This is a genomic window from Albimonas sp. (genome assembly GCF_055129145.1).
The window spans coordinates 1-22873 of sequence record NZ_JBSRTQ010000067.1 but is presented as its reverse complement, the minus strand read 5'-3'; the positions used below and the strand labels follow the sequence as shown (position 1 = coordinate 22873).

Genomic DNA, 22873 nt, shown 5'->3' with positions numbered 1-22873 from the left:
TGCTGGGCGGCGCGCTGGGCGGGGCCGCGCTCATGCGCCGCCGCCGCGCCGGCTGATCCGGGCCGCGCCACGATCTGCGCCACGATCCGGGAAGGGGCCGCCGAGGCCCCTTCGCCCGCCCCCCGGCCGCCTCCCCGCTTGCCCCTCGCGCCCCCTGCGGGCCATATGTGCGCAAACCAATCCGAGGGGGAAGCCGCCGCCATGTCCGCCAAGACGCCCGATCTGATGCCCGAACCGATGATCGCCGAAGCCTCGATCACCTTCGCGGGCGGGACCCGCGACCGCGCCGACCGGCTGCGGGAGGACAAGGCCCTCATCCGCCGCTTCTGGGATGACCGCGAGGGCCGGGTGCTGCCGATCTGGAACGGCAAGCCGCTGATGGTCGAGCCCGCCTCACCCGAAGGCGGCGATCCCGGCGCGCCATTGGCGCTCGGCTGGCTGCCGACGTCGCATCCGGCGCTGGAAGGGATGGACTCGAACCCGGTATTCCTCGGGCTCGAGGATCCGGACGGGCGCCCCTCCGGGCGCTTCGCGGTGGATTTCTCCGCCTGGAAGGACCCGTCCGCCCCCGACGGCCCGCCGGGCGACTTCCGCGACCCGACCGTCAACCACCATCCCGACCTGCCCGCGGATCACCATTTCCTCGACACCCGCATGATCATGTCCCGCCTCACCACCCAGGACGCCGCCGATATCGCCAGCGCAAAGGGCGTGCTGGAATGGCACAAGTCGCACCCGTTCTGCTCCCGCTGCGGGGCGCGCTCGGAGATGACCAACGGCGGCTGGCGGCGCGAGTGCCCGTCCTGCGGCGGCCAGCATTTCCCGCGCACCGACCCGGTGGTGATCATGCTGGTCACCCATGGCTCGCGCGTGCTGCTCGGCCGTCAGACCATCTGGCCCAAGGGGATGTGGTCGCTGCTGGCAGGCTTCATGGAGCCGGGCGAGACGCTGGAGGCCGCCGTGCGCCGCGAGGTCGACGAGGAGGCGATGATCCGCGTGGGCCGCGTGGCCTATGTCGCCTCCCAGCCCTGGCCGTTCCCGGGCTCGCTGATGATCGGCTGCGCGGCGGAAGCGCTGAACGACAAGATCCGCATCGACGAGAAGGAGCTCGAAGCCGCGATGTGGGTGGAGCGGGACGAAATGCGCGAGGCGCTCGCCGGCCGCCATCCCGACATCGCCCCGGCCCGCAAGGGCGCCATCGCACGGTCGGTGCTGGAGGCCTGGGTGGACGGGCGGATCCCGGATTTCGGCTGACCCCGGCTTCAGCGGATCGCGGCCAGGGGCGAAGAAATCCCGCAAAAGGGTTCACAGGCGGGCGGCGGCTCCTTACCTTGCGTCTCCGGAGGCGGCGCGCGCGCCGGCTCCGGATGTCGTGACCAGATCCATTGGAAGGGAGACCCCGCCATGCGTATGGAAGACGTCGAGATCCAGGCCCGTTCGCTCTATGAGCAGCTCGGCCCCCGCGCCATCGCCACCGCGGCCCAGCGCGCCGCGCGGCACGAACAGATGGGAGAGGCGGACGCGGCCCAGCGCTGGCGCCGCATCCAGTCCCATCTGAAAGAAAAGCGCGGCGCCCGGCAGAGCTGAGGCGGCGCAGGCCGCGAGCGCCCGCACGGCGCCCGCGGCGAATGGCGACGACGCCCCCACCCCCTGACGCCCCGCCTGCGCGGGACGCCCGGGGAAAACCGCGCCCGCAGGCGACGTTCCCACGGGCGCCAGGCCGGCTCAGGTCCCGAGCGACACCTGCTCCCGATAGGGATGCGCCGGGTAGACCCCGAGAATACGGCGATGCGAGGTGAAGAACGCCAGTTCCTCCATCGCCAGGCGCACCGCGACATCCTCGGGATGCCCCTCGATATCCGCCAGGAACTGGGTGGCGGTGAAGCTGCCGCCGGCCATGTAGCTCTCGAGCTTCACCATGTTCACGCCGTTGGTCGCGAAGCCGCCCATCGCCTTGTAAAGCGCGGCGGGCACGTTTCGGACCTCGAACACGAAGGTGGTCAGCACCTTGGGGGCGGAGGGCTCGGCCTCGATCTTCTGGCGGCTCATCACCAGGAATCGGGTGGCGTTATGCTTGTTGTCGTGCACGTCGCGCGCGAGGATATCGAGCCCGTAGATCTCCGCCGCAAGCTCGGAAGCGAGCGCGGCGAGGCCGGGCCTGGTCGCCTCCGACACCTGCCGGGCGGACCCCGCGGTGTCCGCCCCGGTGATCGGGCGGATGTTGTGGCGGGCGAGGAAGTCGCGGCACTGGCCGAGCAGGACCGTGTGGCTCATCGCCTCGCGCACGTCCTCGAGCTTGTCGCCGGGACGGCCCATCAGCTGGATCGCCACGGGCACGAAGGTCTCGCCGATGATGAACAGGCCCGACCCCGGCAGCAGCGCGTGGATGTCCGCGACCCGGCCATAGGTGGAATTCTCCACCGGCAGCATGGCGAGCTTCGCGTCCCCGGCGCGCACCGTGGCGATCGCCTCCTCGAAGGTGGCGCAGGGCGCGGGATCGAGGTCGGGATAGGCCTGGCGGCAGGCGAGATGGGAATAGGCCCCGGGCTCTCCCTGGAAGGCGATGCGGTCTGGCTGGCTCATGGGCTCCAACTTCGGGGACGTCGCCCCGCCCCCGCGCAAGAGAACTTGCAAAGGATTGGAACCGCCCTCTTTCCGGTCAATGGGTCGCGCCTTATACGCCTTGCGGGCGGGGGCTGGAAGCCGCTAGGAAACCGCAACTCTGGCGTGCTCCGCGCACGCCCTCGCGGGCCTCCGAAGGTCGCCTGCGATGAGGTCTGGAACGCGGCCTTCGGCGGAAGCGGGGCCACGCATACGAAGAGGTCAGGACGCTATGGACTCGATGGAGATCAACAAGATCCTGGGCGCCGTGGTCGGCTCTCTGCTGATCTATCTCGGCGTTCAGTTCTTCGCCGACCAGATTTTTCACCCCGCCGCACATGGCGGCGAGCATGAATACGCCTATGCGCTCGAGATCGAGGAAGCCGACAGCGGCGAGGCCGAGCCGGAAGTCGACTTCTCCGCGCTGCTCGCTTCCGCCGATCCGGCCCGCGGCGAGCGGATCTTCGGCAAGTGCAAGGCCTGCCACAAGGTCGACGGCACCAATTCCACCGGTCCGCATCTGGACGGCGTCGTCGGGCGCGACGTGGACGCGGTCGAAGGCTTCGGCTACTCGGGCGCGCTCGAGCAGGTGGCCGACGTCTGGACGCCCGAGAATCTTCAGCACTTCATCGCCAATCCCAAGAAGTTCGCGCCGGGCACGGCGATGGGCTTCGCCGGCCTGCCGAAGGCCGAGGATCGGGCGGCCCTGATCGCCTACCTCCAGACGCTCGGCGGCTGAGCCCTCCGCGGGCGGCGCCCTCGGAACCATCTCAACGCCCGTCGGCCTCGCGCCGGCGGGCGTTTTCCGTTGGGCCCGCACGGCCCGGCGCCCCGGATCGCGCCGCGCGATCCGACGGTCCGCCGACCCCGCCCCCCTCGGCGGGCGAGGCGGGACGTCCCCCCTCCCCTCCCCCGCGACGGGCTCGCCTGAATCGCGCGTGAAAATCTCACGGGCGCCTCTTGCGTCACCGCGCGGATCGCCCATCTATGTAAATGTGAATCACATTCACATCGACACACGAGGAATGGAATGGACAGGATCAAGGAACTGCTGAGGCGAGGCGAGGCGACGCTGGATCACTGGGGCAAACCCGGCTGGATCGGCGCGATGGTCTTCCTCTTCATCCTGGCGTGGCCGCTGGGCCTCGCCTTTCTCTTCTACATGATCTGGAGCGGACGCATGGGCAAGGGCTGCAACTCCCGCTGGAAGCGGAACACTCAGGGCGCGTATCGGTCGAGCGGCAACGCCGCCTTCGACAGCTACAAGGAAGAGACGCTCAAGCGTCTCGAGGACGAGCAGACCGCCTTCCAGGACTTCATGGAGCGTCTGCGCCGCGCCAAGGACCAGGCCGAGTTCGACCAGTTCATGGACCAGCGCCGCCGCGGCGGCGACGACACCGCCGCCGCCTGATCGCGGCCCGATCGACCGACACCGCCGCGCGCGAGGGGATCGCCTCCCGCGCGCCGGCGCCCCCACCCCGATGACCGCCCCCGCCGACCGCCGCGTCGCCGGGGGCGGGTTCGTGTTCGGCAAGCCGCACCCGGCCCCCCTGCCCGACCTTCCGCAAGGTGATGCGCGCAACGCGGATGACGGAACGATGACCCCCTGCTAGGCTCCCGACTCGCAGCCCCAGGTTTCGCAGAGGTCCATGAGCCACCATCAGGGAAAGATCGCGCCGCAGTTCTTCGTGACGGCTCCCCAGCCCTGCCCCTATCTCGAGGGTCGGGCGGAACGAAAGCTTTTCACCACCCTGCGCAACCCCGACGCCGCCGCGGTCAACGACTTCCTGTCGCTGCGCGGCTTCCGGCGCAGCCAGGGCGTGGTCTACCGGCCGTCCTGCGCCGGCTGCAGCGCCTGCCTCTCGACCCGGATCCCGGTCGACGGCTTCCTGCCCGGGCGCACCCATCGCAAGGTGCTGGCGCGCAACGCCGATCTCGAACGCGTCGCCGTAGGTTCCCAGGCGACGGAGGATCAGTACGAGCTCTTCCGCCGCTATCTCGACCATCGCCACGCCGATGGCGGCATGGCCGAGATGGACGAATTCGAATTCTCCGCGATGATCGAGGAGACGCCGGTCCGCACCCGCGTCGTCGAATATCGCCGCCGCCCCGACCGCGCGGCCGGCGAACGCGGGCCCGATGTGCTGGTGGCCGCCTGCCTGACCGACGTGCTCTCCGACGGGCTGTCGATGGTCTACTCGTTCTTCGATCCGGCGGAGGAGCGGCGCTCGCTCGGCAGCTACATGATTCTCGACCATCTCGAGATCGCGCGCGCCGCAGGCCTGCCTTACGTCTATCTCGGCTACTGGGTCCCCGGCTCGCCGAAGATGGACTACAAATCCCGGTTCCGGCCGTTCGAGATCTATCAGGGCGACCAGTGGAAACGCGTCGCCGCGCCCGAGACGGTGCGGGCCGAGATCCACCCCCTTGCCGTCGATCCGATCGCCGAGCAGGTCGCCAAGCTGATGAACGGCTGAGGGGGGGGCCGGGCGCCTCCCGCTCGGCCGCGCGACTCAGCCCTCGGGGCCGAAGCCGCTCTCATACCCCTCCGCCGCCAGGTCCCCGCCCAGCGCGAGCAGCGCGCCGAGCCGGCCGATCTCGTCCGAGCATTTGGCGCCCGAGCCGTTGCCGGCGGTCACCGCATAGATCCGCTCGCCCGCCGCATGGATCAGCGGCGCCTTCCAGGGCGTGAACGAGGTCACGCAGGCGGCCGAGCCCAGGGCCGTCCAGCGCAGCCCCGGCATCAGCTCGCACAGCATCTCCACCAGCTTGTCGCGCACGGCCGCGTCGCCCTCGGTGCGGAACCACTCGGCGATCTCGACGTCGGAGCCGAGCGGATGATCCATCGGATCCCCGCCGATCTTGATGCGCCAACGCCCGTCCGGATAAGGCAGCGGCGGCAGCAGATAGGGCGCGGCGCGCGGGTCGGCGGGCTCCCACACCAGGGTCGGCATCGCGGCGAGGCGCTCGCGCTCGGCCGCGTCGACCTCCAGCAGAGCCACGGTGCGGGCGTAGACCGTGACCTGCGGACGCTCGGGCAGCAGCTCGCGCGACCAGGCCCCGGCGGCGACGATCACCTTGTCGGCCGAAAACGTCGCCCCGTCTGCGCAACGCACGCGCGCCTCCGCCGGGCCTTCGTCGATGGCCACGACATGGGAGACGTGGCGCACGGCCCCTGCGGCCGTGGCGAGCCCGATCTGGGCGCGGACCAGCGCGCGCGGGTCGATGCAGCCGGCGGCGCGGGCTTCGTGCAGCGCGACGGTGCCCTCGGGAAACGCGAAGAACGGGAAGGCCTCGGCCAGCGCCGCGCCCTCGTAGCGCTCATGGGGAATGTCCTGCGCGGCGGCGACCGCCAGCGTGCTGGCCATGAAATTCGTCGCCGACCCGTCCAGCGGCCCGGCCATCATGCCCCCGGTCTCGCGGAAAAAGGGGATGCCCGAGGCGGCCTCGATCCCCGCGTAGCGCGCGATGGCGCGACGCGACAACCGCGCCCAGTCGCCGCGCGAATCGAGTCCGCGGGTGATGCGCCCCGAATCGTGGTGGCTGGCGAAGGGGGCGCCATGCGACGCCCGGTCGAGCGGCTCGTCCGGACCCAGCAGCAGCACCCGGACCCCGGCCTCGGTCATATGCCGGGCGCAGGCGGCGCCGAACATGCCGGCGCCCACCACGATGGCGTCGAAGGTCGAGGAGGCGGACGGGGTCATGGGCGGGCGCTCCGGCAGGCGCGCGCGGGAGATGCGCGCGCCTCCATCATGACGATGCGCGCGCCCGCGGAAAGGGGCCGGCGCGGGGACATGCGGCCGCGGCCCGTCTCCGCCCCCGCCCGCCTCAAAGCACCAGCTGCGATTGGGTGACCAGCGCCACCTTCTTGCCGTCGGGCCGGGTGATCAGCGTCTGCCAGACCGACATGCGCCCGCCGATATGAACCGGGGTGGCGACGCCGGTGACGGTGATCCCCTCCTTCGCGGCGCCGAGGAAGTTGGTCTTCGATTCGATGGTGGTCGTCCCCTTGCCCTCCGCCAGGTTCAGCACCGCCCCGATGGCGCCGAGCGCATCGGCGAAGGCCATGATCGCCCCGCCATGCAGGATATGCCCGGCGGTGCAGAGCTCCGGGCGCACCTCCAGCGTCGCGGTCACCCGCTCCTTCGTCGCCTCGCTCACCTGCACGCCCATCAGTTTCGAGAACGGCATGCGGTCGGCCATGTTGGTCATGTTTTTGGACCTCCTCCCATTGATCCGCCCACTCGGCCACGGGAGCCGCCGCGGTTCAATGACCTTGGAGGTCATCGCCTGGCGCTCAGTTCAGCCGCGCCTCGTAGCTGGTGGCGATCAGCGAGACATGGGCCGCGAGCGGCGGGCGCAGAGCGTAAGCCCTCGGCTCCCGCGCGAAGTTCCATAGGCGCAGCAGCACCCAATGCGCGCGTTCGGCCTCCGACGCCGCGAGTTCGTTGCGCGAGATGTGGAAGGGCGTCCTCTCCCAGCCATTGGTGGTCTTGACCTCGAGCAGGCGCGGGGCGCCGTCGGGCTCGAAGCTGGCGATGTCGTAGCCGAGCCCGTCGCCCTGGCTGTCCGACACCCACTCCACCCGCCGCGCCAGGTCGTCCCGCCCGACGAGGCGGAGGGCGGCGCGTTCATGAGCCAGGGCGCGGGCCTCGCCGGCGCGGCCCAGCGCCCGGTTGCGGACGTCGCGTTCGGCCACGTCGAAGCGGCGGGCGATGGCGGTCATTCGCTCCAGCTCATCGGGGGGCGGCTGGTTGGAAAGGGTGGGGGCCGGTCCGACCCATAGCGCGCCATCGTCCTTCATGTGCCGAAGCATCGGACCCGCGGCGGCGGCGGGCCAGTCCGGACGCCGGGCCAGCCAACGAGCCACGGCGTCGATCAGCGCATCCTGGAAGTTGAAGGCCGGCGTGTAGCCCCGGATCCAGGTCTCGCCCAACCCGCGCAGCACCGCGGAAATGTTCTGATGTTTGAACTCGATGGAGCCCTTTGAGCGGCCCAGGACCGGCTGCAAGGCGCGGTTGCGCTCGGCCTTGTTGAACGGCTCGCCGGCGAGTTCGCGTTCGAGCATCGCGAAATAATCCGCAACGATCAGGTCATTTTCATCGTCGGTCCAAGGCCCCTCGCTCATCGTCCCAAATCAGGACAGTCAGCCGTCGAGGTCAAGCGCGCAGGCCGGCCGCATCGCCGCGGCCGGCCTTTTTTCCGGCGCCGCCCTGCTCAGGCGCTTTCGGACTGTCGGTGCGCCGAGTTCGCCACCAGGTCGTCGACCACCGCCGGTTCGGCGAGGGTCGAGGTGTCGCCCAGATTGGCGGTGTCGTTCTCGGCGATCTTGCGCAGGATGCGGCGCATGATCTTGCCCGAGCGGGTCTTGGGCAGGCCGGGGGCCCACTGGATCACGTCGGGCTTGGCGATGGGGCCGATTTCGGTCCGGACCCAGTCCGACAGCTCCTTCTTCAGCGCGTCGGTGGCCTCGACCCCCTCCATCAGGGTCACGTAGCAGTAGATGCCCTGCCCCTTGATCTCGTGCGGATAGCCGACGACCGCGGCCTCGGCGACCTTGTGATGGGCGACGAGGGCCGATTCGACCTCCGCCGTGCCCATGCGGTGGCCCGACACGTTGATCACGTCGTCGACCCGGCCGGTGATCCAGTAATAGCCGTCGTCGTCGCGCCGGCAGCCGTCGCCGGCGAAGTAGTAGCCCTTGAACATCTCGAAATAGGTCGAGATGAACCGCGCGTGATCGCCCCAGATCGTGCGCATCTGGCCGGGCCAGGAGTCCTTGATCGCCAGCACGCCGGAGCAGGCGCCCGAGAGCTCGTTCCCCTGGTCGTCAAGCACCACCGGCTCCACCCCGAAGAACGGCTTCGTCGCCGAACCGGGCTTCAGCGCCGTCGCGCCGGGCAGCGGCGAGATCAGGATCCCCCCCGTCTCGGTCTGCCACCAGGTGTCGACGATCGGGCATTTCCCCTTGCCGATCACCCGGTGATACCAGTTCCACGCCTCCGGATTGATCGGCTCGCCGACCGAGCCGAGGATGCGCAGCGAGGAGAGGTCGGCCTTCGTCACCCAGTCGTCGCCCTTGCCCATCAGGGCGCGCAGCGCGGTGGGGGCGGTGTAGAAGATGGCGACGTTGTGCTTGTCGATCACCTGCCAGAAACGCGAGGCGTCGGGGAAGGTGGGCACGCCCTCGAACATCAGGGTGGTCGCGCCATTCGCCAGCGGGCCGTAGAGAATATAGCTGTGCCCGGTCACCCAGCCGACATCGGCGGTGCACCAGTAAACCTCGCCGTCCTTGTAGTCGAAGACGTGCTCATGGGTCATCGAGGCGTAGACGAGATAGCCGCCGGAGGTGTGCACCACCCCCTTCGGCTTGCCGGTGGAGCCGGAGGTGTAGAGGATGAACAGCGGATCCTCGGCCGACATCTCCTCGGGCTCGCACTCGGCGGAGACGGTCTTCGCCAGCTCTTCATAGCGGAAATCGCGGCCCCCGGTCCAATCGATCTGGCCGCCGGTGCGGGTGCAGACCAGCAGCCTGACCGAGTCCCTGCAGCGTCGCAGCGCCTTGTCGGCGTTGGATTTCAGGGCCGAGGACCTGCCGCCGCGCGGGGCGTGGTCGGCGGTGATGACGAGCTTCGCCTCGCAGTCATTGACCCGGTCGGCCAGCGCGTCGGGGGAGAAGCCGGCGAAAACCACCGAGTGAATCGCGCCGATCCGCGCGCAGGCGAGCATCGCGTAGGCCGCGGCGGGGATCATCGGCAGGTAGATCACCACCCGGTCGCCCTTGCCGACCCCCAGTTCCTTCAGCACGTTGGCGAAGCGCGAGACCTCGTCCTTCAACTGGGCGTAGCTGATATGCTGGGCGGGCTCGGCCGGGTCGTCGGGCTCGAAGATGATCGCGGTCTGGTCGCCGCGGGTCGCCACATGGCGGTCGATGCAGTTGGCGGCGACGTTGAGCGTGCCGTCGTCGAACCAGCGGATCGAGACGTCGGGATAGGAGAAATCCACCGCCTTCACGGTCGAATAGGGCCGGATCCAGTCGATCCGCCGGCCGTGGTCATCCCAGAATGCGGCGGGATCCTTCACCGAGGCGGCGTACATCGTCTCGTAGGTCTCCGCGTTCACCGAGGCGGTCTCGGCGAGGTCGGGAGACACCGGTATAACGGTCTCGGTCATGGCGTCGTCCTCCTGCATGTCATGCGGACGCGCGCCGTCGGGCGTCGCGCGCCCTTTATGGTTAACGGATGGGGCGGGGGCGGGTCGCGCCATCCTTCAGGGTCATCCGGCCTTTCCGGTCATCCGGCCCTGAGCCATCCTGATCCGGCCGGACGGGAGGCGCCCCCCGCCCTGCGGCGTCAGATCGCCAGATATTCCTGGCGCATCGCGGCGTCGTCCAGCACCGCCTGCGCGGTCCCGTCGAACACCACGGTGCCCATGTCGAGGATGATCGCCCTGTCGGCCAGCTGCAAGGCCGCGATGGCGTTCTGCTCGACGATGATGGTGGTGATGCCCAGCGCCTTGATCTCGGCCAGGGTGCGCTCGATCTCCTGCACGATCACCGGGGCGAGGCCCTCATAGGGCTCGTCGAGCAGAAGGAGCTTGATGTCGCGCGCCAGCGCCCGGCCGATGGCGAGCATCTGCTGCTCCCCGCCCGAAAGGGTCACGCCCTCCTGCATCCGCCGCTCGCCCAGGCGGGGGAAGAGCTCGTAGATCCGCTCCAGCGACCAGCCGATCGGCGGCGCGATCTGGGCGAGCTTGAGGTTCTCCTCCACCGTCAGCCCGGCGATGATCCGCCGATCCTCGGGCACCAGGGCGATGCCATGCTGGGAGGCCTCGAACGCCTTCATCGCGTGCACCGGCTTGTGGTCGAGCCAGATCTCGCCATGCTTCAGCGCCGGGTTGTCCAGCCGGGCGATGGCGCGAAGGGTGGAGGTCTTGCCCGCCCCGTTGCGGCCCAGCAGGGCGACGATCTCGCCCTCATGGATGTTGAAGCTCACGCCCTGCACGATGAAGCTTTCGCCGTAATAGGCGTGCAGGTCATGGGCCGAGAAATAGGCCGGCGGCGTGCCGGCGTTGCGCGCATTGGGGGTCTTGCGGACCGCGGCATAGGGATCGTCGACGACGGTCACAGATGGGCTCCTCCCAGATAGGCTTCCTGCACCTTGATGTTGCCCTTGATGTTCTGGGGCGCGTCCTCGACGATCACATGGCCCTGGGCCAGCACCGAGATGCGGTCGGCGAGACTGAACACCACATGCATGTCATGCTCGATCACCACCTTGGTGATGTTGCGTTCGGAGCCGATGCGCTTGAGCAGGTCGATGGCGTTGTTGGTGTCGGCGCGCGCCATGCCGGCGGTGGGTTCGTCCAGCAGCAGCAGGCGCGGGTCCTGCACGAGGCACATCGCCATCTCCAGCCGCCGCTTGTCGCCCCGCGACAGCGAGCCCGCGGTCATCGCCCGCTTGCCCGCCATGGCGACGTCTTCAAGTGCATGCTCGGCCTTGTCGCGGATCGCCGCCTCCCGGCTCATCGGGCGCCAGCCATGCATCCGGAAGGCGCCGTCGCGTTGCGCCAGCGCGGGGATCATCACGTTTTCCAGCACCGTCAGATCCTCGAAGATCTCCGGGGTCTGGAACACGCGGGAAACGCCCATCTGGTTGATCTCGTGGGGCTTGCGGCCGATCAGGCTCTGCCCTGCGAAGGTCACCGTGCCGGTGTCGGGCACCAGACGCCCGACGAAGCAGTTGAGCAGCGTCGACTTGCCCGCGCCGTTGGGCCCGATGATGGCGTGGACCGTGCCCTCCATCACCGTGAGGTTGACGTCGTCGAGCGCCTTGAGCCCGCCGAAGCGCTTGTTGACGCTCTGGACTTCCAGGATCGGGGTCATCGCGTCCTCATTCGGCCGGGGCGGGGCGCGGGCGCGCCTCGCTGGGGGAAGGGTCGGTCTTGCGGGCGCCGAACAGCCGCCCGATGCGCAGCGCGCCCTCGATCAGCCCGCCGGGCAGGAAGGTGACGATCAGCATGAAGATCAGGCCCAGCGTCAGGTGCCAGCCCTCGCCCACGAACAGCGACAGCACGCCCGAGATCACCTCATTGAGCCCGTCAGGCAGGAACGAGAACACGCCATGCAGGACGTTGTCGTTGATCGCCGAGAAGATGTTCTCGAAATACTTGATCAGCCCCGCGCCCAGCACCGGCCCCAGCAGCGTGCCCGCGCCGCCGAGGATGGTCATCAGCACCACCTCGCCCGACGCCGTCCACTGCATCCGCTCCGCCCCCGCCAGCGGGTCCATCGCCGCCAGCAGACCGCCCGCGAGACCCGCGAACATGCCCGAGATCACGAAGGCCGCCAGCGTGTAGGGCTTGGTGTCGAGCCCGGTGTAGCTCATCCGGTTCTGGTTCGACTTCACCGCCTTCAGCATCATTCCGAAGGGCGAGCGGAACAGGCGCATGGAGATCCAGAAGCTGAGGATCAGGATCGCCGCGCAGATGTAGAAGCCCATGTTGAACATCAGCGTCATGCCGGCGAACGACGTCTCATAGGTGCTGATCATGTCGAAGCCGAAGAGGTTCGTCGCCGGCGACTGCCCGGTGTCGGACGCGGCGTCGAGGATCCGGGGGTCGGACAGGGTGATCTGCAGCCCGGTCTCGCCGTTGGTGATCGGGGTCAGCACCGAATAGGCGAGATTGTAGCACATCTGCGCGAAGGCGAGCGTGAGGATCGAGAAGTAGATCCCCGAGCGGCGCAGCGAGATGAAGCCGATGACCAGGCTGAACAGCCCGCCCACGATGACCGCGAAGATCACCGCCGGGATGATGTTCATCGACAGCAGCTTGAACATCCACACGGCGGCGTAGGAGCCGACGCCGAGAAACGCGGCGTGGCCGAAGCTGAGATAGCCGGTCAGCCCGAACAGGATGTTGAAGCCGATGGCGAAGATCCCGTAGATCGCGAATTTCTGCAGCAGGTCCGGATAGCCCGCCCCGAACGGGGCGAGGATCACCGGACCGGCCAGAACCGCGATCGAGAACACGATCAGCAGAAGGCTGTCTGAGGTCTTGGCGTTCATTCGATCAGGTCTCCATCACGCCCTTGCGGCCGAGCAGGCCGCGCGGACGGGTGAGCAGAATGACCACGGCCACCAGATAGATGATGATCTGGTCGATGCCGGGAAGGATCTGCTTGACCTCGTTCATCGAGGCGAAGCTCTGCAGGATGCCGAGCAGGAAGCCCGCGGCGACCGCGCCGGGCAGCGAGCCCATGCCGCCGACCACCACGACCACGAAGCTCAGCACCAGGAAGTCCATGCCCAGATGGTAGTCCGGGCTGAGAATCGGCGTGTACATCACCCCTGCGAGCCCCGCGACCACCGCGGCGAGCCCGAACATCAGGGTGAAGCGCTTGTTGATGTTGATGCCGAGCAGACCCACCGTCTCGCGGTCCGCCATGCCGGCGCGCACCACCATGCCGAAGGTGGTGAAGCGCAGGAAGCAGAACACCGCGCCGATCACGGCGGCGGCGAAGAGGAAATAGACCAGCCGCCACAGCGGATACACCACCACGCCCGCCTCGATGCCGATGGCGGCGCCGAAATCCGCCATGCCCGACAGCGCGTCGGGCGCGGGCTGCGGGATCGGGTTGGCCCCGAAGAAGGCCTTGATGATCTCCTGCAGCACGATGGCGAGGCCGAAGGTCACCAGGATCTGGTCGGCATGGGGGCGCTTGTAGAAGTGGCGGATCAGCCCGCGCTCCATCACCAGGCCCACCAGGAACATGAAGGGCAGCGCCAGCGCGATCGATGCCGGCACCGACCAGTCGATCAGCCAGGCGCCGGCATCGCCGAACCAGGCCTCCGCATAGGGGGTCCGGATCTCCATCGGCGTGCCCCAGGCGGTCTTTTCCGTCGCGGACAGCACGACGCTCTGCAGGGTCAGCACCTCGTTGATGGTGACCGCGCAGAACGCGCCCAGCATGAACAGCGCGCCATGGGCGAAGTTCACCACGCCCAGCGTGCCGAAGATCAGCGTCAGGCCCAGCGCGATCATCGCGTAGGCCGAGCCCTTGTCGAGCCCGTTGAGGATCTGGAGGATAATCGCGTCCATCACGCCGGCTCCCGTTGGCAGGCCCGTTCGTTCGGGCAGCCGATTCAGCGAGTTGGGGACCGCCGGCGACGGGGAGGAGACTCCGCGGCCGACGATCCCCGATGCCGCCGTCCGCGCAGCTGACGCGCGGACGACGTGCCTCGTCAGGCGCGGATCACGCGCCCGGGTTGCACTGCCCCAGCTCGCCGCCGGCGAACATCGGATGGTCGACCGGGTAGGTCACCATCTCGACCGGGGTCACGTCCACCACCTCGAGAAGGTCGAACTGCGAGGTCGGGTTGTCCTTGCCCTTCACCACCAGCACGTCCTTGAAGCACTGGTGATCGCCGGCGCGGTAGAGGGTCGGGCCATTGCCGAGCCCGTCGAACTCGAGCCCCTCCAGCGCCTCGACGATGGCGCAGGGGTTGAAGGAGCCCGCCCGCTGCGCCGCGTCGGCGTAGAGCAGGGTCTGGCAGTAGACGGTATGGGCGGCCTGCGACGGCGGAAAGCCGTATTTCTGCCCGAAGGACCGCACGAAGGCTTGGGAGCCCGCGTCCTGCAGCGACCAGTGCCAGTTGGTCGATCCGAAGATGCCCTTCACCGCCTCGCCCGCGCCCTGCGCCATCAGGCGGGAATAGAGCGGGACCACGATCTCGAACTGCTTGCCGTTGACCTGCTTGTCCTTCAGCCCGAACTGCACGGCCTGGGTCAGCGAGTTGACCATGTCGCGGCCGTAATGGTTGAGGATCAGCACGTCGGCGCCCGAATTCAGCACCGGCGTGAGATACTGCGAGAAATCGCCCGCGCCGAGCGGGGTGCGCACCTTCTCCACCGTGGTCCAGCCCAACGCCTCGGTGGAGGCGGCGATCGATTCCTCCTGGGTCCAGCCCCAGGTGTAGTCGGCGGTCAGGTGATAGGCCTTGCGATCCGTGCCGTAATTGGACTTCAGCACCGGGGCGAGGGCGGCGGCGGACATGTAGGCGTTGAAGAAGTGGCGGAAGCCGTTGGCCTTCTTGTCCTTGCCGGTGGTGTCGTTGGAATGGGTGAGGCCGGCCATGAAGATGACGCCCATCTCCTGGCAGAGCCCCTGCACGGCCACCGCGACGCCCGAGGACGAGCCGCCGGTGATCATGATGGCGCCGTCGCGCTCGATCATCCGCTTGGCGGAGGCGCGGGCGGCGTCGGACTTGGTCTGGGTGTCGCCGGTGACGAACGCGACCTTCTTGCCGTTGATCCCGGCGCCGGTCAGCGCCTTGGAGGAGAAGGTCGACAGCATGCCGCCGTCGCCGCCGCCGTTGAGATGCTCGACCGCCAGCTCGTAGGCGCGCAGTTCGTCGGCGCCTTCCTCGGCATAGGCGCCGGACTGGGGCACGTTGAAGCCGAGGGTGACCGTGCCGCCCGTCGGCTCGTTGGTGTAGGCGTAGGCCGGACGCGACCAGACCATGGGCGCGGCGATGCCGGCGCCGGCGACCGCGGAGGTCTTGAGCAGGCTGCGGCGGCTGATGGTGAAATTCGCCATTTTAATCCTCCCGTTGGGCGACCGGGGTCCGATGCCTCGGCCTTTTCCGTCTTGTCTTCCCGTCTTGCGGCCTCTGCGCCGCGTGGGGCGCGCCTTGATGTTGAGTCCTGGCGGCGCGTCATGCGGGGTTCGTGGCCGGCCGACGCCGCTCTCGCCTCCCTGGCTCGCGGCGCCGGCATATGGGCGTCAACCCGAAGCGACCATGCGTCAGCCGGTTCAAGATGTCAACAAGTTGCTGTTATTGTTGGATTTTTTTGTCAATTTTTGACGTGCTGCATGTGCGAACTTGTCAATTTTCAACTTGTGGCGTAAAAATGGCGGCGCGCGCAACGGCTTGACCCGCGCGGCGCCCCGCCGCCCGACCACCCTCTCGCACCGCAGCAAGCGCCCGAAGCGCGGAGACCTGGCCCCATGTCCACCCCGATGATCGGCCTGCGCATCCGCGAACGCCGTCGCGCCGCCGGCCTGCATCAGGTGGAGCTGGCCGAGCGCATGGGCATCTCCGCCTCCTATCTCAACCTGATCGAGCGCGAGAAACGCCGCGCCTCCCCCGACCTCGTCGCGCGCGCCGCCCGCGCGCTGGCGCTCGACCCGGCCGAGCTCGACGGCGCGGTGGAGCGAAGGCTCGCCGACCGCATGGCCGAAATCGCCGCCGATCCCGAATACGCCGACCTCCGGCTGGATGCCGACGCCGCCCGCGACCTGCTCGCCCGGCACCCGGCCTGGGGCCGGGCGCTCGCCCGCGCCTGGGCGACCCGGCGCGAATCGGCCCGCACGGTGGAAGCGCTTTCGGATCGCCTCACCCATGACCCGTTCCTGTCCGACGCCGTGCACCGGATGCTGACCCATGTTGCGGCGATGCGCTCGGCCTCCGAGATCCTTGAGGCGGTGGAGGACATCGAGCCCGCCCAGCGCCGGCGGTTCCACGAGATCCTGCTGAGCGAATCGACCCGCGCCTCCGAGGTCTCCGAAAACCTCGCCCGCTTCTTCGACGTGGCCCATCAGGGGACGGAGGCCTCGACCCCGGTGGAGGATGTCGAAGAGGCGTTTCTGGACGCCGGCAACCGGTTCGAGACGCTGGAGCCCCCCGCCCCCGAAGGCGGGATCGCGGCGCATCCCGAGGCGATCTACGGGGCGCTGCGCGCCGCCCTGCCCGGCGGCGGCGCTTCCGTGGCGCCCCCTGAGGCCCCGCCGGTGATCCGCCGCCGCACCCTGGCCGAGGCGGTGGCCCGCCAGCGCCTCGGCCCCGCCCTGGAGGCGGAGATCGAGGCCCGCCCCCGCCTGCGCGTCGGCGCGGCGCGACGCCGGGCCGAGGCGGCGCTGGTCGAATACGCGGTGGACGCGCTGCTGATGCCGGCGGCGCCTTTCGCCGAGGCCGGGCGGCGGCTGGGCTGGGATCTCGACGCCATGGCCGCGAGTTTCGGCGTGAGCTTCGACGCGGCGGCGCGGCGGCTGACCACGCTCGGGTCGCAGGGGGGGGGCTCGCAGGGCGTGGCGGCGCCGCGGGCGGCCTATGTGCGGATCAACGCGGCCGGCGTGGCGCTGCAGCGCCGGCTGCTGCCCGAGATCACCCTGCCCCGGCATGGCGCGGCCTGCCCGCTCTGGGCGCTCTACCGGGCGCTGTCGCAGCCCGGCGTCACCCTGCGCCAGCTCGCCGAATTCCCCTCCGGCGAACGCGCGGTGTTCGTGGCGCGCGCCGAGCCGCCCGAGGCCCCGGTCTGGGGCCGTCCGCCCCAGCAGCAGGCGACGCTCGCCGCCTTCCCCGGCGAGGCCGCGGCCGCCACCGTCTACGCCCCCCGCCTTCGCGAGACGCCCGAGCCGGTCGGCCCCAACTGCCGCGTCTGCGCCCGCGACGACTGCCGCTGGCGCGCCGACGACCCCGTGATCGGCTGACCCCGTGGTCGGCCGATCCTCTCGCCCCTCTCCCCGCTCCGCGCCCCGGAGGCGGGCGTCCCGAAAGGGGCGCCTGCCGGGCGAGGCGGAGGGGGCTCGACGCCCCCTTCCGCCTCGGGTTCGCGCCACGTCTGGACGGCGGGAGGACGCGTCGCCCTCTTCCCTTCCGCGCGCGTCCGCGCTATCGGCCCGGATATGACCCAAAGTTCCGAAGACGCCGCCCGCCTGATCCTCGTCACCCCGCCCCGCGCGGACCTCGAGGCGTTGACCGAGGCCCTGCCCGCGGCGCTCGCCACCGGGCTGGTGGCCACCGTGCGGCTCGACATGCCGGGCGCGGCCGAAGACGACATCCGCCGCGCCGCCGACGCGCTGCGCGTCATCTGCCACGCGGCCGACGTGGCGCTGGTGATCCGCGACCATTTCCGGATGGTCCGGCCGCTGGGCCTCGACGGGGTGCAGGTGGATCTGAAGGGGGCGTCGCTGAAGAAGATCCGGGCCGAGATCGGCGAGGACGCCATCCTCGGCGTCGCCTGCGGCGTGCTTCGCCATGACGGCATGATCGCGGGCGAGGCCGGAGCCGACTACGTGCTCTTCGGCCCTGTCACCGCGCCCGAGGGACTGGGCGCCGGCGAGACCGCGCCGCTCGATCTCTTCGAATGGTGGGGCGAGATGATCGAGACGCCCTCGGTCGCCGATGGCGGCGTCGGCGAGTCCGAGGCCGCGGCGCTGTCGGACCACGCCGATTTCATCGCCCCCGACGTGTCGATCTGGCAAGGCGACCTCGTCGCCAACCTGCGCCGCTTCCAGGCCGCGCTCGACGGCTGAGGGCGCGCGCCCCTTCCCGACCTGGCCGAGGGATGCGCCCGCGGGGGGCGTCGAGCCCCCCGCGCCCGCCCTCGCGCGGCGCACCCGGCTTTTGCGCAGCGCAGGCGCGCTCGCGCCCCGCCCGACGCGGGCCGCGCCTCGAAAACCCGAAAAACGTCAGGCGGGGTCAGCCATTCGCCGGCTGCGGCGGATGGGGGATGCGCGCCTCGAGCCCTGCGCGCACCGCGTCGCCGCTGCGCTGGGCCAGCGCCTTGCGGTCGGGAAGGTCCTTGATGCGGATCGGCTCATGAAACACCACGTCGGCCTCGCCGCCGAAGCTGAGCGCCAGCACCGACCACAGATGCGCGCCGAACTCCATGTCCCGCCACCAGCCATAGAACGTGTCCGGCAGGCCCGATTTCGGGTTCGGGCGATAGACCACCGTCACCGGCTGCACCCAGGCGATCTCGCGCAGCTCCTCCGCTGTCAGCGCGGCGAAGAGGGTCGAGCGGAACGGCAGCACCCGGCGACCGTCGGTCGACGTCCCCTCGGGGAAGAACAGCAGCCGCTCGCCCGCCATCATCCGGGCGCGCATCTCCGCCTCCTGCACCCGGGCGGCGGAGCGCTTGCGCTCGATGAACAGCGTCCCGCATTGCGCGGCGATCCAGCCCATCACCGGCCAGCCCCGCACCTCGGCCTTCGACACGAAGGTCAGCCGCGCCGCGCCGAGCAGCACGAAGATGTCGGACCAGGAGGCGTGATTGGCCACCAGCGCCCCGCCATGGGGCATCGGCCGCCCCTCCACCCGCACGGTCAGCCCGACGAGGCGCCCGACATAGCGCGCCCAATATCGCTGCACCGCGATCTTCCAGCGCGGGCCGCCGACGAGGCGCTCGACGCCCTTGAGGACCAGGTAGAGCGAGAACAGCACGACCGTGCCCAGCACCGCCGCGATGAGCCGCAGCCAGGCGACGATCCTGCCCCCGAGACCGGGCCTGGGCAATTCGGGCGGCTCCGGCCCCAGCCACTGGAAATTCTCGGCGGTCTGGCGGGGGGGCCTGGTCGCTTCGGGGTCGACGGCCGGATCCGGCCCGTGGCTCACGCGTTCTTCTCCCGCCCGTAGAAATCGCGATAGCGCGAGACCATGCGGGTGGTGTCCATCAGCAGGCACACGTCGACGGTGTTGAAATCGTGATCGACGAAGGCGCCTTCGCCGACGAAGCCGCCGAGCCGCAGATAGGCCTTGATCAGCGCCGGAATCTGGCGGGCGGCGAGCTTGCGGTCCACCGCCTCGGCCGGCATCCGGTTCATCTCGGTATAGCTGTCGTCGCGCGCGCGGACCCGCAGGTCCTCCGGCGCCAGGTGATTGTGGTGCAGGAAACTCAGCGCATGGGCCAGCGGTTCCGGGTCGGCGCCGTGGAACGAGGCCACGCCGAACATGATCTCGATCTTGCGCGAGGTGACGTATTCGCCGAGCCCCGACCACAGCAGGTGCATCGCCGCCCCACCGCGAACCTCGGCCCCGACGCAGGAGCGGCCGAGCTCGACCACCTCGCGGTCCAGCCGCTCCAGCTTGCCGAGGTCGTATTCGGTGGAACCGTAGAAACCGATTCCCGCCCGCGCCCGGGCCCGGGTCATCAGCCGGTAGGCGCCTGCGACCCGATCCAGCGGGTCCTCGGACAGGCATTCGTTGTCGATCAGCACCAGATGTTCGAAATGCTCGTCGAATTCGTCGATCTCGCGGCGCAACGCGCGTTCGTCGTCCTTGGCCGCGGCGCCGAGCTCCTCCACGAAGACACGGTACCGCAGACGCTGGGCGCCGGCGATGTCGGTCTCGTCCCGCGCGAGGCGGACCGTGAAGCGACCGGCGTCGATGTCCATGCGACAAGCTCCTGTCTGCGCCGGGCTGCGGCGCGCGCGCGGACCATATGGAAAGGCGCCCCCCGGCGCAACGGGCCGGCGAAGGCCTGTGCGACGGATCCGTGACCGGCCTTCGGGCCTGACGCTGCGAAGGGCGCGCCGGGGCGGGAGAGGCTTTTGCGCGAGCGATTGACGCGCTGATCGCCCTAAGCGAGCATTCAGTCGTAAAGAAGTTCCAGCTCGGCCCGGGAGCCGTCGATGACCTGCTTGCCCGCATGTTCGAAGTTCACGGTGATGCGCCGTCCGATCACCGACTGCACCTGTCCCACCCCCCAGTCAGGAGCGGCGGGCAGGCGCACGCGGGCGCCGGGTTCGAGGAATTCATTCATTTTTAACCTCGTCGGCCCAGCCTGCGGCCGGTGCATTCGAAGGAGACGCGCGCGATGACCCAAGCCGCCCCCCTGCGCCCGGAGATCGGGTCCGACGCCCTCGCAGCGCTTCCCGATCCGGCGGAGTTCGGGGCGCTGCTGGCGTCGCGCATCTGTCATGACCTGATATCGCCGGTGGGCGCCATCGGCAACGGGGTGGAGCTGATGCAGGAGCTGTCGCCGGGCGCCGACGGGGCGGAGCTTCAGCTGATCGGACGCAGCGCGCAGATGGCCTCTGCCAGTCTCCAGTTCCTCCGGCTCGCCTTCGGGGCGGCGCCGCCCGGCGACGCCATGGGCCTGCCTGCGCTGCAGCGCACCGCGCGATTGTGGTTCGGCTTCCAGCGGCCCGAGCTGGTCTGGGCGGACGCGCGCGGTGAAACGACCCGCGCCAGCGCCCGATTGCTGTGCAATTTCCTGCAGATCGCCGTGTCCTGCCTGCCGCGTGGCGGCGGGATCGAGGTGACCGTCAACCGTGACCAGGCCGGGGCGACGATGCTGGACGTGATCGCCGGCGGCCCCGTTGTCGCGCCCTCGCCGGAGGCTGAGCGCTGGCTCGCAGGCCGGTCTGCGGAAACGCCGGCGGGACCGCGGGACGCCCACTACCTCGCCGCCGCCGCCCATGCCCGGGCCGCCGGCGTGATCATCGACTTTCGCAAGACCGAGACCGGCGTCGCCTTGCGCACGGTCATGCCGGCCGGGATCTGACCCGGCGCGTCCGGGCTGCCGCGAACAGGCATTCGCCCCGCCGGCCGCGCGATGGCGATCGTCGGGGCGACGGGAACGCCCGGCGCCGAATCAATCGGCGGAACCGAACGGCGGCGGGGCGTTCAGATCTCTTTCAGTCCGTCGCGGAAGTGGCGCATGTTCTCGCGGTAGCGTCGGGCCGAGTCGCGCAGGCCCGCCTTCTCGGCCTCGGTCAGCTCGCGCACCGGCTTCGCCGGCGCGCCGATGGCCATCCAGCCGTCGGGGATCTCCTTGCCCTCGGTAACCAGCGCGTTGGCCCCGATCAGACAGCCCCTGCCGATCTTCGCCCCATTCAGCACCACCGCGTTCATTCCGATCAGCGACCCGTCGCCTACCGTGCAGCCATGCAGGATCGCCTTGTGGCCGACCGTCACGTCGGCCCCCACGCTCAGCGGCACGCCGGGATCGGCATGCAGCACGCAGCCGTCCTGGACGTTGGAACCTTCGCCGATGCTCAGCCGTTCCTTGTCGCCGCGCAGCACGGCGTTGAACCAGACCGAAGCGCCGGCGGCCAGCGTCACCAGCCCCATCACCTGCGCGCCGGGCGCCACCCAGTAGTCGCCATCCTCGGGCAGCTCGGGGCTCACCCCGTCGAGCGCGTAAATCGGCATCAGCCGTTCCTTTCCTGGAATTCCCGGTTCAACCCCTGCACGAAGCCCACCAGCCCCGGGCGACGGGCCCGGCGCAGGCGTTCGGCGGCGAGGATCATGCGGATCTCCGCTTCGCAGCGGTCGAGATCGTCGTTGATCAGCACGTAATCGTAGGCGTCCCAGTGGCTGATCTCGTCGCGGGCGCGCGCCATCCGGTGCGCGATCACCGCGTCGGGATCCTGGGCGCGGGCGTGCAGGCGACGTTCCAGCTCGGTGATGGAAGGCGGCAGGATGAACACCGACGCCACCGCCTCGCGCAGCGCCGAGTTGCGCAGCTGCTGCCCGCCCTGCCAGTCCACATCGAAGAGCACGTCGCGCCCGGCCTCGAGCGCGGCTTCGACCGGGCCGCGCGGCGTGCCGTAGAGGTTGCCGAACACCTCGGCATGTTCCAGCAGCTCGCCCGCCTCGATCATCGCCTCGAACTGTTCGCGGGACCGAAAATGGTACTCGCGACCGTCCATCTCCCCGGTCCGCGGCGCGCGGGTGGTGGCGGAGATCGAGAAGGAGAATTCCGGATCGTCGGCCAGCAGCCGGCGCGAAATGGTGGATTTCCCGGCGCCCGAAGGCGAGGACAGGATGAACAGGATGCCGCGGCGCGCCTCGGCCCGGCGGCGGGCCTCGGCGACGTCTTCAGGGGCGGGGGGCGCAGCCACGTCGATCATTCGATGTTCTGCGCCTGCTCGCGCAGTTGGTCGATGACGGTCTTGAGCTCCAGCCCCGCCTCGGTCAGGGAACTGAAATCGGCTTTGGAACACAAGGTGTTGGCCTCCCGGTTGAACTCCTGGACGAGAAACTCGAGCTTGCGGCCCACCGGCCCCCCCGCCGCCATCAGCTTTCGCGCGGCGGTCGCATGGGCGCGCAGGCGGTCGAGCTCCTCGCGCACATCGCCTTTCACCGCCAGCAGCGCCAGCTCCTGCGCCAGCCGGTCGGGGCCGAGCTCGGCGGGCGCGCCGGCGGCGATCAGCGCGTCGAGCTTGCGGGTCAGGACGGGGCCGGCGGCGGCGGCGCGATCGGCGGCCGCGGCCTCCGCCGTCTCGGTCAACGCCGCGATGCGGTCGATCTGGGCCGAAAGGATGCCCTGCAGCGCCGCGCCCTCGGCTTCCCGCGCCGCGGCCAGCGCGTCGAGCGCCGTCGCCCCGTCGGCGAGGATCAGCGCGTCCTGCGCGGCGCGGGCCTGCGGGTCGGCCTCATCCTCCGCGGGCTCCAGCACCCCGGGGCGCAGGATCAGCGCGTCGGGCGCGACCGGGCCGACCGTCAGCCCCGCGGCGCGGACCGCGTCGGCCGCCGCCGCCGCC

General features: G+C 69.9%; 24 protein-coding genes. 8 read left to right on the top strand and 16 right to left on the bottom strand.

From position 1 onward, the window contains the following. Positions 1-201 precede the first annotated feature (201 nt). On the top strand, positions 202-1254 hold the full coding sequence (gene nudC, locus ACTB72_RS11995) for an NAD(+) diphosphatase (RefSeq protein WP_463037226.1): 1053 nt from the start codon (positions 202-204) through the stop codon (positions 1252-1254). Between the two features lie 150 nt (positions 1255-1404). Continuing rightward, positions 1405-1587: a hypothetical protein gene (locus ACTB72_RS11990; RefSeq protein ID WP_463037225.1), complete on the top strand. Its 183-nt coding sequence runs from the start codon at positions 1405-1407 to the stop codon at positions 1585-1587. A gap of 138 nt (positions 1588-1725) precedes the next feature. Here ACTB72_RS11990 and ACTB72_RS11985 read toward each other — a convergent pair whose 3' ends face one another. Next, positions 1726-2583, bottom strand: coding sequence for a prephenate dehydratase (locus ACTB72_RS11985; protein WP_463037224.1), 858 nt, complete (start codon positions 2581-2583; stop codon positions 1726-1728). Positions 2584-2833: 250 nt separating this feature from the next. On the opposite strand from ACTB72_RS11985, the gene ACTB72_RS11980 reads away from it, so the two are divergent. The 3 genes from ACTB72_RS11980 (at position 2834) to ACTB72_RS11970 (ending at position 5078) form a co-directional block, all read left to right on the top strand. Next, positions 2834-3340, top strand: a complete 507-nt coding sequence (locus ACTB72_RS11980) for a c-type cytochrome (RefSeq protein ID WP_463037223.1) — start codon at positions 2834-2836, stop codon at positions 3338-3340. A gap of 291 nt (positions 3341-3631) precedes the next feature. Continuing rightward, entirely contained in the window at positions 3632-4012 is a 381-nt protein-coding gene (locus tag ACTB72_RS11975) for a DUF2852 domain-containing protein (protein ID WP_463037222.1), read from the top strand. 238 nt (positions 4013-4250) lie between these two features. Then, positions 4251-5078, top strand: a complete 828-nt coding sequence (locus ACTB72_RS11970; RefSeq protein ID WP_463037221.1) for an arginyltransferase — start codon at positions 4251-4253, stop codon at positions 5076-5078. 36 nt (positions 5079-5114) lie between these two features. Here ACTB72_RS11970 and ACTB72_RS11965 read toward each other — a convergent pair whose 3' ends face one another. The 9 genes from ACTB72_RS11965 to ACTB72_RS11925 all read right to left on the bottom strand — a co-directional run bounded on the left by ACTB72_RS11965 (position 5115) and on the right by ACTB72_RS11925 (position 15199). Further along, positions 5115-6305 (bottom strand): FAD-dependent oxidoreductase, encoded by a 1191-nt coding sequence (locus tag ACTB72_RS11965; protein WP_463037220.1) that lies wholly within the window; start codon positions 6303-6305, stop codon positions 5115-5117. Between the two features lie 124 nt (positions 6306-6429). Then, complete coding sequence (locus tag ACTB72_RS11960) at positions 6430-6813, bottom strand: PaaI family thioesterase (RefSeq protein ID WP_463037219.1); 384 nt, start codon at positions 6811-6813, stop codon at positions 6430-6432. An 85-nt stretch (positions 6814-6898) separates the two neighbouring features. Further along, positions 6899-7729 carry a protein NO VEIN domain-containing protein gene (locus tag ACTB72_RS11955; RefSeq protein WP_463037218.1) on the bottom strand — a complete coding sequence of 277 codons (831 nt, stop codon included), beginning with the start codon at positions 7727-7729 and terminating at the stop codon, positions 6899-6901. Between the two features lie 89 nt (positions 7730-7818). Then, positions 7819-9774, bottom strand: coding sequence for an acetate--CoA ligase (gene acs / locus ACTB72_RS11950; RefSeq protein WP_463037217.1), 1956 nt, complete (start codon positions 9772-9774; stop codon positions 7819-7821). 179 nt (positions 9775-9953) lie between these two features. After that, a complete protein-coding gene (locus ACTB72_RS11945) occupies positions 9954-10727 on the bottom strand; it encodes an ABC transporter ATP-binding protein (protein ID WP_463037216.1) in 774 nt (257 codons plus the stop codon). After that, entirely contained in the window at positions 10724-11485 is a 762-nt protein-coding gene (locus tag ACTB72_RS11940; protein WP_463037215.1) for an ABC transporter ATP-binding protein, read from the bottom strand. The genes ACTB72_RS11945 and ACTB72_RS11940 overlap by 4 nt, the downstream gene beginning before the upstream one ends. Before the next feature lie 7 nt (positions 11486-11492). Further along, on the bottom strand, positions 11493-12668 hold the full coding sequence (locus tag ACTB72_RS11935) for a branched-chain amino acid ABC transporter permease (protein WP_463037214.1): 1176 nt from the start codon (positions 12666-12668) through the stop codon (positions 11493-11495). A gap of 4 nt (positions 12669-12672) precedes the next feature. Continuing rightward, positions 12673-13701: a branched-chain amino acid ABC transporter permease gene (locus tag ACTB72_RS11930; protein ID WP_463037213.1), complete on the bottom strand. Its 1029-nt coding sequence runs from the start codon at positions 13699-13701 to the stop codon at positions 12673-12675. A 154-nt stretch (positions 13702-13855) separates the two neighbouring features. After that, positions 13856-15199 (bottom strand): substrate-binding protein, encoded by a 1344-nt coding sequence (locus ACTB72_RS11925; protein ID WP_463037212.1) that lies wholly within the window; start codon positions 15197-15199, stop codon positions 13856-13858. 411 nt (positions 15200-15610) lie between these two features. Between ACTB72_RS11925 and ACTB72_RS11920 the strand changes: the two genes are divergently transcribed. Both ACTB72_RS11920 and ACTB72_RS11915 read left to right on the top strand, forming a co-directional pair. Next, the gene (locus tag ACTB72_RS11920) at positions 15611-17092 is read left to right on the top strand and encodes a short-chain fatty acyl-CoA regulator family protein (protein WP_463037211.1); all 1482 of its coding nucleotides are present in this window, start codon (positions 15611-15613) and stop codon (positions 17090-17092) included. Positions 17093-17287: 195 nt separating this feature from the next. Further along, on the top strand, positions 17288-17917 hold the full coding sequence (locus ACTB72_RS11915; protein ID WP_463037210.1) for a thiamine phosphate synthase: 630 nt from the start codon (positions 17288-17290) through the stop codon (positions 17915-17917). Between the two features lie 166 nt (positions 17918-18083). Here the strand turns inward: ACTB72_RS11915 and ACTB72_RS11910 are convergent, their stop codons facing one another. The 3 genes from ACTB72_RS11910 to ACTB72_RS11900 all read right to left on the bottom strand — a co-directional run bounded on the left by ACTB72_RS11910 (position 18084) and on the right by ACTB72_RS11900 (position 20145). Beyond that, positions 18084-18998 (bottom strand): lysophospholipid acyltransferase family protein, encoded by a 915-nt coding sequence (locus ACTB72_RS11910; protein ID WP_463037209.1) that lies wholly within the window; start codon positions 18996-18998, stop codon positions 18084-18086. Beyond that, complete coding sequence (olsB, locus tag ACTB72_RS11905; RefSeq protein WP_463037208.1) at positions 18995-19777, bottom strand: L-ornithine N(alpha)-acyltransferase; 783 nt, start codon at positions 19775-19777, stop codon at positions 18995-18997. Before olsB ends, ACTB72_RS11910 begins: the two co-directional genes overlap by 4 nt. Before the next feature lie 197 nt (positions 19778-19974). Further along, positions 19975-20145, bottom strand: a complete 171-nt coding sequence (locus ACTB72_RS11900) for a DUF3553 domain-containing protein (RefSeq protein WP_463037207.1) — start codon at positions 20143-20145, stop codon at positions 19975-19977. A gap of 54 nt (positions 20146-20199) precedes the next feature. On the opposite strand from ACTB72_RS11900, the gene ACTB72_RS11895 reads away from it, so the two are divergent. Further along, on the top strand, positions 20200-20889 hold the full coding sequence (locus ACTB72_RS11895; RefSeq protein WP_463037206.1) for a histidine phosphotransferase family protein: 690 nt from the start codon (positions 20200-20202) through the stop codon (positions 20887-20889). Positions 20890-21011: 122 nt separating this feature from the next. Here ACTB72_RS11895 and ACTB72_RS11890 read toward each other — a convergent pair whose 3' ends face one another. The 3 genes from ACTB72_RS11890 to ACTB72_RS11880 all read right to left on the bottom strand — a co-directional run. Then, positions 21012-21539, bottom strand: a complete 528-nt coding sequence (locus ACTB72_RS11890) for a gamma carbonic anhydrase family protein (protein ID WP_463037205.1) — start codon at positions 21537-21539, stop codon at positions 21012-21014. Beyond that, complete coding sequence (gmk, locus tag ACTB72_RS11885; RefSeq protein WP_463037204.1) at positions 21539-22240, bottom strand: guanylate kinase; 702 nt, start codon at positions 22238-22240, stop codon at positions 21539-21541. Before gmk ends, ACTB72_RS11890 begins: the two co-directional genes overlap by 1 nt. Beyond that, a partial coding sequence (locus ACTB72_RS11880) for an endoribonuclease YicC domain-containing protein (RefSeq protein WP_463037203.1) occupies positions 22237-22873 on the bottom strand: 637 nt, incomplete at its 5' end. The genes gmk and ACTB72_RS11880, both read right to left, overlap by 4 nt.

What these genes read in the sequence shown, in the direction of transcription:
- nudC (WP_463037226.1), top strand. Translation starts at nt 202, where the DNA reads ATGTCCGCCAAGACGCCCGATCTGATGCCCGAACCGATGATCGCCGAA.
- ACTB72_RS11990 (WP_463037225.1), top strand. Translation starts at nt 1,405, where the DNA reads ATGCGTATGGAAGACGTCGAGATCCAGGCCCGTTCGCTCTATGAGCAG.
- ACTB72_RS11985 (WP_463037224.1), bottom strand. Translation starts at nt 2,583, where the DNA reads ATGAGCCAGCCAGACCGCATCGCCTTCCAGGGAGAGCCCGGGGCCTAT.
- ACTB72_RS11980 (WP_463037223.1), top strand. Translation starts at nt 2,834, where the DNA reads ATGGACTCGATGGAGATCAACAAGATCCTGGGCGCCGTGGTCGGCTCT.
- ACTB72_RS11975 (WP_463037222.1), top strand. Translation starts at nt 3,632, where the DNA reads ATGGACAGGATCAAGGAACTGCTGAGGCGAGGCGAGGCGACGCTGGAT.
- ACTB72_RS11970 (WP_463037221.1), top strand. Translation starts at nt 4,251, where the DNA reads ATGAGCCACCATCAGGGAAAGATCGCGCCGCAGTTCTTCGTGACGGCT.
- ACTB72_RS11965 (WP_463037220.1), bottom strand. Translation starts at nt 6,305, where the DNA reads ATGACCCCGTCCGCCTCCTCGACCTTCGACGCCATCGTGGTGGGCGCC.
- ACTB72_RS11960 (WP_463037219.1), bottom strand. Translation starts at nt 6,813, where the DNA reads ATGACCAACATGGCCGACCGCATGCCGTTCTCGAAACTGATGGGCGTG.
- ACTB72_RS11955 (WP_463037218.1), bottom strand. Translation starts at nt 7,729, where the DNA reads ATGAGCGAGGGGCCTTGGACCGACGATGAAAATGACCTGATCGTTGCG.
- acs (WP_463037217.1), bottom strand. Translation starts at nt 9,774, where the DNA reads ATGACCGAGACCGTTATACCGGTGTCTCCCGACCTCGCCGAGACCGCC.
- ACTB72_RS11940 (WP_463037215.1), bottom strand. Translation starts at nt 11,485, where the DNA reads ATGACCCCGATCCTGGAAGTCCAGAGCGTCAACAAGCGCTTCGGCGGG.
- ACTB72_RS11935 (WP_463037214.1), bottom strand. Translation starts at nt 12,668, where the DNA reads ATGAACGCCAAGACCTCAGACAGCCTTCTGCTGATCGTGTTCTCGATC.
- ACTB72_RS11930 (WP_463037213.1), bottom strand. Translation starts at nt 13,701, where the DNA reads ATGGACGCGATTATCCTCCAGATCCTCAACGGGCTCGACAAGGGCTCG.
- ACTB72_RS11925 (WP_463037212.1), bottom strand. Translation starts at nt 15,199, where the DNA reads ATGGCGAATTTCACCATCAGCCGCCGCAGCCTGCTCAAGACCTCCGCG.
- ACTB72_RS11920 (WP_463037211.1), top strand. Translation starts at nt 15,611, where the DNA reads ATGTCCACCCCGATGATCGGCCTGCGCATCCGCGAACGCCGTCGCGCC.
- ACTB72_RS11915 (WP_463037210.1), top strand. Translation starts at nt 17,288, where the DNA reads ATGACCCAAAGTTCCGAAGACGCCGCCCGCCTGATCCTCGTCACCCCG.
- olsB (WP_463037208.1), bottom strand. Translation starts at nt 19,777, where the DNA reads ATGGACATCGACGCCGGTCGCTTCACGGTCCGCCTCGCGCGGGACGAG.
- ACTB72_RS11900 (WP_463037207.1), bottom strand. Translation starts at nt 20,145, where the DNA reads ATGAATGAATTCCTCGAACCCGGCGCCCGCGTGCGCCTGCCCGCCGCT.
- ACTB72_RS11895 (WP_463037206.1), top strand. Translation starts at nt 20,200, where the DNA reads ATGACCCAAGCCGCCCCCCTGCGCCCGGAGATCGGGTCCGACGCCCTC.
- ACTB72_RS11890 (WP_463037205.1), bottom strand. Translation starts at nt 21,539, where the DNA reads ATGCCGATTTACGCGCTCGACGGGGTGAGCCCCGAGCTGCCCGAGGAT.
- gmk (WP_463037204.1), bottom strand. Translation starts at nt 22,240, where the DNA reads ATGATCGACGTGGCTGCGCCCCCCGCCCCTGAAGACGTCGCCGAGGCC.